8 protein-coding genes and 1 pseudogene are annotated in these 10,040 nt (G+C 73.2%); 6 read left to right on the top strand and 3 right to left on the bottom strand.

What is annotated here, in order from left to right; genetic code table 11:
- From QUG98_RS07420 to QUG98_RS07395, 6 genes and pseudogenes are all read left to right on the top strand, one after another.
- Positions 1 to 131: pseudogene (locus tag QUG98_RS07420) on the top strand (IS481 family transposase); the annotation flags it as partial.
- A 649-nt stretch (positions 132 to 780) separates the two neighbouring features.
- Positions 781 to 1,902, top strand: coding sequence for an AI-2E family transporter (locus tag QUG98_RS07415; RefSeq protein WP_289469947.1), 1,122 nt, complete (start codon positions 781 to 783; stop codon positions 1,900 to 1,902).
- Between the two features lie 51 nt (positions 1,903 to 1,953).
- Positions 1,954 to 3,069, top strand: a complete 1,116-nt coding sequence (locus tag QUG98_RS07410; protein WP_289469945.1) for an FAD-dependent oxidoreductase — start codon at positions 1,954 to 1,956, stop codon at positions 3,067 to 3,069.
- 28 nt (positions 3,070 to 3,097) lie between these two features.
- The gene (locus tag QUG98_RS07405) at positions 3,098 to 4,159 is read left to right on the top strand and encodes a glycerate kinase (protein WP_289469944.1); all 1,062 of its coding nucleotides are present in this window, start codon (positions 3,098 to 3,100) and stop codon (positions 4,157 to 4,159) included.
- A 249-nt stretch (positions 4,160 to 4,408) separates the two neighbouring features.
- The gene (locus QUG98_RS07400) at positions 4,409 to 5,455 is read left to right on the top strand and encodes an NAD(P)-dependent alcohol dehydrogenase (protein WP_289469943.1); all 1,047 of its coding nucleotides are present in this window, start codon (positions 4,409 to 4,411) and stop codon (positions 5,453 to 5,455) included.
- Between the two features lie 162 nt (positions 5,456 to 5,617).
- A complete protein-coding gene (locus QUG98_RS07395; RefSeq protein ID WP_289469942.1) occupies positions 5,618 to 6,577 on the top strand; it encodes a helix-turn-helix transcriptional regulator in 960 nt (319 codons plus the stop codon).
- Between the two features lie 84 nt (positions 6,578 to 6,661).
- On the opposite strand, the gene QUG98_RS07390 is transcribed toward QUG98_RS07395, so the two are convergent.
- From QUG98_RS07390 to QUG98_RS07380, 3 genes are read right to left on the bottom strand one after another with little or no spacing between them, the layout of a single operon-like run.
- Complete coding sequence (locus QUG98_RS07390) at positions 6,662 to 8,095, bottom strand: hypothetical protein (RefSeq protein ID WP_289469941.1); 1,434 nt, start codon at positions 8,093 to 8,095, stop codon at positions 6,662 to 6,664.
- Positions 8,095 to 8,976 carry a TIGR03943 family putative permease subunit gene (locus QUG98_RS07385; RefSeq protein WP_289469940.1) on the bottom strand — a complete coding sequence of 294 codons (882 nt, stop codon included), beginning with the start codon at positions 8,974 to 8,976 and terminating at the stop codon, positions 8,095 to 8,097. The genes QUG98_RS07390 and QUG98_RS07385 overlap by 1 nt, the downstream gene beginning before the upstream one ends.
- Entirely contained in the window at positions 8,963 to 9,997 is a 1,035-nt protein-coding gene (locus QUG98_RS07380) for a permease (RefSeq protein WP_434533420.1), read from the bottom strand. Before QUG98_RS07380 ends, QUG98_RS07385 begins: the two co-directional genes overlap by 14 nt.
- Positions 9,998 to 10,040: the final 43 nt, after the last annotated feature.

Genomic DNA, 10,040 nt, shown 5'->3' with positions numbered 1-10,040 from the left:
ACGGCTCAGAGACCGAACGCCGACAAGCGCTCCCGGGCTGGCTCCACTTCTACAATCACCACAGGACTCACTCCGCCATCGGAGCACCACCCATCAGCAGACTCAACAACCTGCCTGAACATCACAGTTAGCCGATCGATCGACGGGCCGCCCAACGCCGTACGCTCGCCGCACGAGACGCGTTCTCGATTTCCTCGGCATCACCCGGGCGAAGGGGTCACCTCGGTCCGAGATGCTCAGCGCGGTCATCGGGGGTGTCGGGCTGTTCTTCGTGCTCACTGGTGGTTCGGTGATCGCCGGCAACGTGGAAGCCGGTAGCCCCGCCGCGGCCTGGATCGGTGGCGCTCTGATCGTCGTGGGCGTGGCGTGCTGGGTCGTGGAGGGCGTTCTGAGTAGTCGACCGACAGGCGGCGGCCCGTCTCAGTAGCCGGTCCTGCCACGAACAAGCCAGACCAATTGCCATCACCGCAGCTTCTTCTGTCTCAGGTGACTGGTCCGGTGATGTTCTCGATGAGCGCCCCTGGTGCGGACGACGGTGCCGGCGCCTCTCGTCTCGGTCAGGTCGGGCAGGTCGTGGCCGAGATCCTGGGCGGTGTCGTGGAGGAACCCGGTGGAAGTGTGCCTTCGGTCCCGTCGAGCAGCAGAGTGTTCCGACCCGTCTGAGAGTCGGCAAACCGGTCGTCGTGGACCGAGCAGGGACGACGACCGGCCGTCGCTCGGTAGCGTCTGCCCTGTGCCGACGGGGTCACGGCCGCCTCACGCCGACCCGGAAGACCCACCATGCACCTGCGCCGCTCCCCTGCGCCCACCACCGTCCGACCGAGCACCTGGACCGACCCCTACGGTCGGCTCGCGGTCCGGTGCCTGCAGACCGTCGTGATCGTCGTGGTGATCGGTGGGATCGTCGCGGCCGCGACGACGCTGAGCCTCGTCACGATCCCGGTGCTGCTCGCGCTCATCGTCGCCTCGGCGCTGTACCCGCTGGTCGCCTGGCTCCGCCGACACGGGGTGCCGTCCGTGCTCGCCACGACGATCGCGTTCGTGGGCGTCCTCGCCGCGGCCGCCGGGGTGCTGTGGTTGCTCGTCGCCGCCTTCGCCGGGCAGTGGCCCGCGCTGCAGGCGTCGGCGGTCGACGGGCTCCAGCAGGTGCAGGACGTCCTGCACGAGCTACCCGTCCGGGTGACCGACGGACAGATCGAGGACGCGGTCTCCGGCCTCGTCGACTTCGTCACCAGCGCACGGTTCGGGGCGGGCGCGATCGCGGGCATCTCCGCCGTCACGAACGTCGTCACCGGGGCCGTGCTCAGCGCGGTCATCCTGTTCTTCTTCCTCAAGGACGGGCCGGCGATCTGGGAGTTCCTGCTCCGCCCCTTCACCGGTGCGCAGTACGACCGGGCCCGGCGGATCGGGGACCGCGTGGTGACGACCCTCGGCGGGTACGTGCGCGGAACGGCCGCCGTGGCAGCGTTCGACGCGGTCGCGATCGGCACCGGGCTCGCGGTCCTCGGCGTCCCGCTGACGATCCCGCTCGCGGTGGTGGCGTTCGTGACCTCGTTCATCCCGATGATCGGCGCCCCGATCGCCGGCACCCTCGCGGCACTCGTGACGCTCGTGGCGCTCGGCCCGGTGAAGGCGGTGATCGTGGTCGCGATCGTGGTGCTCGTGAACCAGATCGAGGGCAACTTCCTGCAGCCCGTGCTCATGGGCAGGACGCTGCGCCTGCACGGACTCGTCATCCTGGTCGGGCTGACCGCGGGCACCGTGCTCGGCGGGGTGACCGGGGCGCTGCTCGCGGTGCCGCTCATCGCCGCCGGGTGGGGTGTGGTGCGGGTCTGGAACGGCGAGGACGAACCCGCGACGCCGTGGCGGCAGAAGCGACGCGAGACGGTGCCGGTCGGCTGAACCCCGGTTCAGCACCGCGGTCCGGTCACCGCGCCGCACTACGCTGCCGTGATGGACGACAGACAGCCGGACGCGAGCCGGTTCGACGGGCACGTGGTGATCGGCGGCGGCGTGGTGGGTGCTGCCGCAGCCTGGGCCCTGACCGCCCGCGGCGAGCGCGTCCTGCTCGTCGAGCAGCACGGTCGCGGGCACCTCGAGGGGTCGTCGCACGGTGCGACCCGGATCTTCCGGCAGGGCTACACCGACCCGGAGTACGTCGCGCTGACGACCCGCGCACTCGCGCTCTGGGACGCCCTCGAGACGTCCTCGGGCACGACGCTGCTCGACCGGACGGGCGCGGTCGACCACGGCCGGCCCGAGGTCGTCGACGCGATCGCCGCGGCGCTGGCGGACGCCGGGATCCCCCACGAGACCCTGACCCCGGACGAGGCCGCCGCACGCTGGCCGGGCATCGCGTTCGAGGGGCACGTCCTGACGCACGCCACGGCCGGACGCATCCGGTCGGCCGACGCGGTCGAGCTCTTCCTGACGCTCGCGGAGCGCACGGGCCTGGTCGAGCTGCGGTTCGGCAGCCGCGTCCGGGCGATCGTCGACGACGGGGACGACCTCACCGTGACGCTCGGCGACGGGACGGCGGTCCGGACGGCCAGCGTGGTGGCCGCGGTGGGGTCGTGGGCGCCCACGCTGGTGGGTGACGTGCTCGCCGGGCGCGGGGCGGTCCTCCCGGCCGTCCGCGTCACCCAGGAGCAGCCCGCCCACTTCCCCAGCCACCTGCCGGACGAAGCCTGGCCGTCGTTCGTGCACTGGGCCGACGGCGACGACGTGTACGGGCTGCTGACGCCGGGCGAGGGGGTCAAGGTCGGGTTCCACGGCACCGGGCCGGTCGTCGATCCCGACGCTCGCGACAAGCGGCCCGTGCCCGCGGAGGCCGAGCGGCTGCAGGCGTACGTCGCACGGTTCGTGCCCGGGGTCGACGCGACCCGTCCGACCTTCATCAGCTGCCTCTACGACACCACCCCGGACGAGGACTTCGTCATCGACCGGCGCGGGCCGCTCACCGTCGCGACGGGGTTCTCCGGCCACGGGTTCAAGTTCGCGCCGTTGCTCGGGGAACTCCTCGCCGACCTGGCGACCGGGGGCGAGCCGCTCCCGCGCTTCGCCCTCTGACCGCGGGCCGTCCCGCTACGGTGGACCGGTGCGCGTCGTCATCGCTCCCGACTCCCTGAAGGGCACCGCGACCGCGGCCGACGCCGCGCGGGCGGTGCGGTCCGGGTGGCTCGACGACCGGCCGGAGGACGACGTCGTCACCGTGCCGATGGCCGACGGCGGAGAGGGCACGCTCGACGCGTTCGCCGCGGCGTACCCGGCGGCCGTTCACGTCCCCGTGACGGTGACCGGGCCGGACGGCACGCCCGTCGACACGCACTGGCTGCACCTGCCCGACGGCCGGGCCGTCGTGGAGCTCGCGGCGACGAGCGGGCTGCCGCTCCTGGGTGGGTCCCTGCGCCCGGAGACCGCGACGAGCCGTGGCTTCGGTGAGGCGATCGTCGCAGCGCTCGACGCCGGGGCGACCGGGCTCGTGCTGGGCATCGGGGGCAGCGCGTCGACCGACGGCGGTCGACCGGTGCTCGAGGCGCTCGGGCTGACCGTCGACGCATCGGGCGCGGTCGACCGCTCGGAGCTCCGGCCGCTGCCCACCGGCGGTGTGGTGGTGCTGACCGACGTGACGTCGCCGCTGCTCGGCCCGTCCGGCGCGGTCGCGGTGTTCGGACCGCAGAAGGGCATCACGCCCGACAGGGCACCGGCGTTCGAGGAACGGCTGACCGGGTGGGCGGCGAGCCTGCCCGAGGTCGACCCGGCGACGCCGGGGTCGGGCGCCGCGGGCGGGGTCGGGTTCGGGCTGCTCGCCTGGGGTGCGACGCTCGCACCGGGAGCGCGGGCGGTCGCGGACGTGCTCGGACTGCCCGCACTGCTCGACGGCGCCGACGTGGTGGTCACCGGCGAGGGGCGCTTCGACGAGCAGAGCGCCGCGGGCAAGGTGCCGTCGGTCGTCCGGGCGCTCGCGGCGGAGCACGCGCCGGCAGCCCGGGTGGTACTGGTCGCGGGGGAGATCGCGGCGCGGCTGGACGACTTCGACGCGGCGGCCTCGCTCGTGGTGCTCGCGACGCAGACGACCGGGGAGCCGGACGACGCGTTGCGCGACCCGATGCGCTTCGCGACGATCGCCGGGCAGCGGTTGGCGCGTCTCGTCGGCTGAGCCCCACGGCCGACGCGGCTGAGCCCCACGGCCGACGCGACTCAGCCCCACGGCCGACACGGCTGAGCCCCGCGGCCGACGCGGCTGGACCCCGCGGCCGCCGCGGCCGCGCCCCGACACCGCCGCGCCCCGACACGCCCGTCCGTGTCCACGAGGGGTGCCCCGGTGCAACCTCCCTGTCCCCAGGGCGCGGGACCACACTGGAGTGCGGGCCGCACCCGGCCCGAGAACACCCCCACGAGGAGACCAATGCGCACCGTCAACGCGTACGCGGCACCGTCGGCCACCGAGCCGCTCGTCAAGACCACCATCACCCGCCGTGACCTCGGCCCGAACGACGTCGAGATCGACATCGCCTACGCCGGCATCTGCCACTCGGACATCCACACCGTCCGCGGCGAGTGGGGCCCGATCGAGTACCCGCAGGTCGTCGGGCACGAGATCGTCGGCCACGTGTCGGCCGTCGGCTCCGCCGTCACGAAGCACCAGGTGGGCGACCGCGTCGGCGTCGGCTGCATGGTGAACTCCTGCGGCGAGTGCGAGCAGTGCGTCGCGGGCCAGGAGCAGTACTGCCTGAAGGGCAACATCCAGACCTACGCGGGCGTCGACCCCGCGGACGGCTCGATCACCCAGGGCGGGTACTCCGAGGCCGTCGTCGTGAACGAGGACTTCGTCCTCCGCGTCCCCGAGTCGCTCGACATCGAGAAGGTCGCGCCGCTGCTCTGCGCCGGCATCACCACGTACTCGCCGCTGCACCACTGGAAGGTCGGCCCGGGCTCGAAGGTCGCCGTCGTCGGCATGGGCGGCCTCGGCCACATGGCGGTGAAGATCGCGGTCGCGCTCGGCGCCGAGGTCACCGTCCTGTCCCAGACGACCAGCAAGCAGGAGGACTCGCTCCGCTGCGGCGCGAAGGCCCACTTCGCGACGAAGGACCCGGCGACCTTCGAGGAGCTCGCGCAGTCGTTCGAGCTCATCATCAACACCGTCTCGGCCAAGCTCGACATGAAGGCCTACCTCGGCCTGCTCGAGGTCGACGGCACGCTCGTCAACGTCGGCGCCCCGTCGGAGCCGCTCGAGGTCCCGGCGTTCGCCCTCATCCCCCGCCGCCTGAGCTGGGCGGGCTCCGCGATCGGCGGCATCGCCGAGACGCAGGAGATGCTGGACTTCTGCGCCGAGCACGGGATCCTGCCGGAGACCGAGCTCATCAGCGCCGACCAGATCAACGAGGCGTACGAGCGCGTGCTGTCCTCGGACGTCCGCTACCGCTTCGTGATCGACGCGGCCACGCTGGCCTGACGGCCTGACCGTCGGACGGGAGGCGCGGGGCCAGCCGGCACCGCGCCTCCCGTCCGGTACCCGGTCGCGGATCGACCGCGCGGCCTGTCCGCAGAACGCGAGCACATCGTCCGGGTCACGCGACGCGCCCGCTCCACCCGCCGGAGGAGAGAGGCTTGATCGATGGACGACACGACGAACGAGGGACTCCGCTCCCTGGTGTCGGTGTCCGGCAGTGACACCGACGGCGCGATCGCCGACCTCGCCGGCATGTACGCCGGCAAGGCCTGGCACTCGGCCCACGTCGACGACGACTTCTGGTACCGCTACGTCGCCGTCGGCGACGAGCGGATGAGCATCCGACGGTCGCAGATGCACGGCTCGTTGCGCGGCGACGTCGCCGTCGAGGGCGAGGTCGTCGTCCAGTGGCTCGACTCCGGCACCGCGACCGTCGACACCGGACGCAACGCGATCCGGATGCAGCCCGGCGTCCCCGTGCTGTTCCCCATCGAGCAGCGCTTCGACATGGAGTACCGCGACTGGGACCAGCGGCTCGTGCACCTGGACCGCGAGCTCGTGCTCGACGTCGCCGCGGAGCGCTTCCTGGTCGACGGGACCCTCGCGTTCGACCGCTTCACACCGCCCACGACCGCCGCGGTCGAGCGGTGGCGCGCGTCGGTGGCCTCGTCGGTGCGGGCGCTGCGTGACGGGGGCGCCGAGTCGCTCGCGTGGCACGAGTCCCAGCGCGACGTCGTCCGCTCACTCCTCGACCTCTACCGGTTCCACGGCGAACCGGCTCCCGTCGGCTGGGGCGAGCACCGGAACGCCCGGGTCCGCTCCGCCGTCGAGACGATCCATGCTCGAGCGCACGAGCCGTTGACGGTCTCGGACCTCGCGTGCGCCGCCGGCTTGAGCGTGCGCGGACTGCAGGAGTCCTTCCAGCGGACGCTCGACCGGACGCCGATGCAGTACCTGCGCGAGGTCCGGCTGCGTCACGCGCACGACGACCTGCTCCGCGCCGAGCCCGGGTCGGTGGCCGTCGCGGAGATCGCGGCTCGGTGGGGGTTCACCCACATGGGTCGGTTCTCCGGTGAGTACCTGCGGCGGTTCGGCGAGTACCCGAAGCAGACGCTGCGGCGCTGACGCCCGGTCGCTCGTCGGCGGTCGACGGTCGCTGCTCGACGGTCGCGGCTCGGCGGTCGCGGCTCGGCGGTCGCGGCTCGGCGGTCAGCCGATCTCGTCGCCGGAGGGCAGCGCGCCGCACCAGTCGACGGACGACGCCTGCACGCTCGCCTCGAGCGCACCGGAGGCTGCGTCCACGACGCTCACCAGGTCCCCCGACGCCGACCGCGTGGTGACGGCCAGGAACTGACCGTTCGGGGACGGGCACACCGCCGTCACGCTCGCGTCCTCCGGCACGCTGACGGGCAGCCGGGAGGCACGGCTCGCGTCGACACGCACGATCCGCTGGGCGAGGGTGCCGTCCCTCCGCACGTCGCCCACCACGCGCACGTACGTGTCGCCGGTGAGCGGGGCGATCCGGCCGAGGTACGGTGCCTCGGTGCTGCCCTCCGGCGCGGGCAGCGCCGTCCGCTGCCCGTCGGTCAGGTCGAGGCGGACGATGCCGGTCCCCGTCTCGACGACGGCCGTGGTGCCGCTGCCGACGAACCCGTGCAGGTAGGTGGCGCTGCCGAGCCGCACCGGGTCGTTGCGACCGCTCATGTCGACGAGCACCAGGTCGTCGGACCCGGTGCGGACCAGGGCGCTCTCGGTGCGGGGCACGTACGCCCACTGCGCGACGGTCATCGGCTCGGCACCCGCGGTCGGCTTCCCGTCGGCCGCGATCGCCGTCGGCAGGTGGGTGCCGGTCATGTCGACCACGTACAGGCCCACGTTCCGAGACTGCCCGGTGGAGGTGTCGGCGTACTCGAAGCCGAAGGACGCGCCGTCGTCGGCGACGTGCAGCGCGGTGACCCGTCCGGCGGCGCTCGGCAGCGTCAACCGCTCGACCGGCGTGCTGTCGTCCTGCACACCGCCGGCGAGCGGGACGATCTCGACGCTCGACCGGCCGTCGGCACCGCGGACGACGACGAGCGAGCGACCGAGCCGCGCGTACTCGGTGATGCCGGTGGCCTCGAACACGGTCGTCGCGCCGCCGGCGTCGAGGGAGCGGCGGACGATGCGGGCCTTCCCGCCGGAGGTCCCGGGCACGAGGGCGAGCACGTCCGTGCTGCCCGTCGTGATCGTCGTGCGGAGCTCGGAGGTGGCGGGCTGCCCGGGGGCCCGGACGTCGCGGACGGTGATCTCGTAGGCGCGGTCGTAGGCGAGCGGTCCGGCGAACTCGACCGCGATGGTGTTGCCGCTCGACGTGACGCTGTGCGGGGCGGACGGGCTGACCGTCACGGCGTCGGCGGGGACCCGCTGCAGGGCCTGGTTCGCCGTCAGGATCACGCGCTGCGCCGGTCGCGACACGAGCCCGGTGGCGTCGTACGTGACGTCGCGGAGGCGGGGTCCCTGCTGCGAGCCGACCACCGCTGCGACGGCGCCGACGAGCACGAACACCGTGATCGACGCCACCAGCCGGCGGCGGAAGCGGTCGCGCGGGCGGCGGCGGAGCGGGCCGGTGTCGTGGGACTCGAAGGGTGCGGGCGTGACGGGCATCAGTACTCGTACGGGTCCGACGGCTGGTCGATGTCGCGGACGGTCGCGGCGCGGATGACGATCCGTGCGTCGGCGGACTGGTCCGGGTTCGCGGCGAGCTTCCCAGCGACCCGGACCCACTGGTCGGCGTCGGGCACGGGACCGTCGACGACCACGCCGAGGCCGACCGGCTGGGCGTCGACCGCGCAGCAGCTGATCACGAAGCGGGTCAGGGTGAACGACCCGTCCGACCCGGGCACCACGAAGCCGGAGAGCTCGACCGGCTTGCCGACCAGCGCCGTCGTGTCCGTGGTCTGGCGGATGAGCGCGGCCCAGTCCTTGACGCCGTACTCCGAGGTGTCGACGCCCTCGCTGCCGAGCAGGGCGACGTCCTGGGTCCCGGTGGCGTTCGACAGGGTCGGGGTGTCCACGCTCCGCTGCTGGGCGGTCCGGGCGGACAGCGTCGTCGGCGGCAGCACGAGCATCGCGACCGTGACCCCGACCGTGGCCGCCGCCGCGATGCCGCCGACGACGCCGCGGGTGATGCGCGCGGCGCCCGGCGCCCGGCGACGGACGGCCCGGGCGGCGTCGGAGCCGTGCTCGTACGCGGTCTCGTCCGCGTGGGCGTGCGCGCCCCCGCCACCGTGTTCGTCGACGTGGGCGTGCGCGCCCGGGTGCTCGTGCCCGTCGTCGTGGGCGTGCCCGTGACCTCGTGCCACCGCGACGAGACCCGCCACCGAGGCCGGCACGGCGACCGCGGCCAGGACGACCGTGAACAGGTCGTACCGCGGGTTGATGTACAGGTCGAGGTGTCCGACCAGCGCGAGCCACAGCGTGCACAGCGCCACCGCGAGCACCGACCCGAGCCCGAGGTACGCGGGAGCCTTCTCAGACGAGGACATTCATCACCAACCCGACCGCCGCGGTGAACAGGACGCAGACGACGGCGAGCAGCACCAGGAAGCGCGCACGGAACGTCGTCCGGAGCAGGGCGATCATCTTGACGTCGATGATCGGCCCGATGAGCAGGAACGCCGTGATCGACCCCGGCAGGAAGGTCGAGGCGAAGGACAGCGCGAAGAAGGCGTCGACGTTCGAGCACAGCGAGATCGTCATCGCCAGGAGCATCATCGCGGCGACCGACAGCACCGGGTTGGCACCCACCGCGACGAGGGTCGACCGGGGCACGGCCACCTGGATCGCGGCCGCCAGTCCGGCACCGACGAACAGCGCCGGCATCATCGTCGCGGTCTCGCCACCGAACTGCGACGCGCTCTCGCGCCAGCGGTTCCGGGAGCGCGGTGCCCCGACGGCCGCGCGGCAACGGGCCTCGAACGCGGGCAGGAGCAGCTCGGCCGGGCGACGGTGCGCGGCGACGATCCACCCGACCAGGTTCGCGAGCACGAAGCCGCCGACGATCCGGACGACGAGGATCCACCCGGACCACCCGAACGCCTGCGCCGTGCTGATGATGACGAGCGGGTTGAGGATCGGCGCGGCGACCAGGAAGGTCACGGCCTCGGCCGGGGTGAACCCGCGCATCATGAGTCCGCGGGCGAGCGGCACGTTCCCGCACTCGCACACCGGGAAGAGCATGCCGATGAGCGAGATCACCGCGCGCCTGGGCAGCGGCCGCTCGGGCAGGATCCGCTCGAGCACGCCGGCCGGCACCCAGACCTCGACCACGATGGACAGCACGATGCCGAGCACGACGAACGGCAGCGACTCGACCACGACGCTGATCGCCAGGGTCAGGAAGTCCTGCACGACGTCGGGCAGCCCGGCGGTCCCCACGCTCGGCGACACCACGCGCACGCCGAGCAGCACCACGACGGCACCGAGCACCAGGCCGGGGCCGGTGAGCGTGCGGGTCGGGGCGGGGCGAGTGGGAGCGCTCGTCACCGGGACAGGATAGGCGAGCATCGTGCCCGCTCCCTCGGAGCCGCGCGGCGCCCCGGTCCCCTGC

It is taken from the genome of Curtobacterium subtropicum (assembly GCF_030362975.1).
In the GTDB taxonomy this organism is placed as follows: Bacteria; Actinomycetota; Actinomycetes; order Actinomycetales; family Microbacteriaceae; genus Curtobacterium; species Curtobacterium subtropicum.
Note: the sequence above shows the minus strand (reverse complement) of the source record. Positions and strands in the feature narration are given on the sequence as shown.

Excerpts from the sequence above, each read along its gene's own strand:
- QUG98_RS07415 (WP_289469947.1), top strand. The coding sequence starts at position 781 with ATGCACCTGCGCCGCTCCCCTGCGCCCACCACCGTCCGACCGAGCACC.
- QUG98_RS07410 (WP_289469945.1), top strand. The coding sequence starts at position 1,954 with ATGGACGACAGACAGCCGGACGCGAGCCGGTTCGACGGGCACGTGGTG.
- QUG98_RS07400 (WP_289469943.1), top strand. The coding sequence starts at position 4,409 with ATGCGCACCGTCAACGCGTACGCGGCACCGTCGGCCACCGAGCCGCTC.
- QUG98_RS07395 (WP_289469942.1), top strand. The coding sequence starts at position 5,618 with ATGGACGACACGACGAACGAGGGACTCCGCTCCCTGGTGTCGGTGTCC.
- QUG98_RS07390 (WP_289469941.1), bottom strand. The coding sequence starts at position 8,095 with ATGCCCGTCACGCCCGCACCCTTCGAGTCCCACGACACCGGCCCGCTC.
- QUG98_RS07385 (WP_289469940.1), bottom strand. The coding sequence starts at position 8,976 with ATGTCCTCGTCTGAGAAGGCTCCCGCGTACCTCGGGCTCGGGTCGGTG.
- QUG98_RS07380 (WP_434533420.1), bottom strand. The coding sequence starts at position 9,997 with ATGCTCGCCTATCCTGTCCCGGTGACGAGCGCTCCCACTCGCCCCGCC.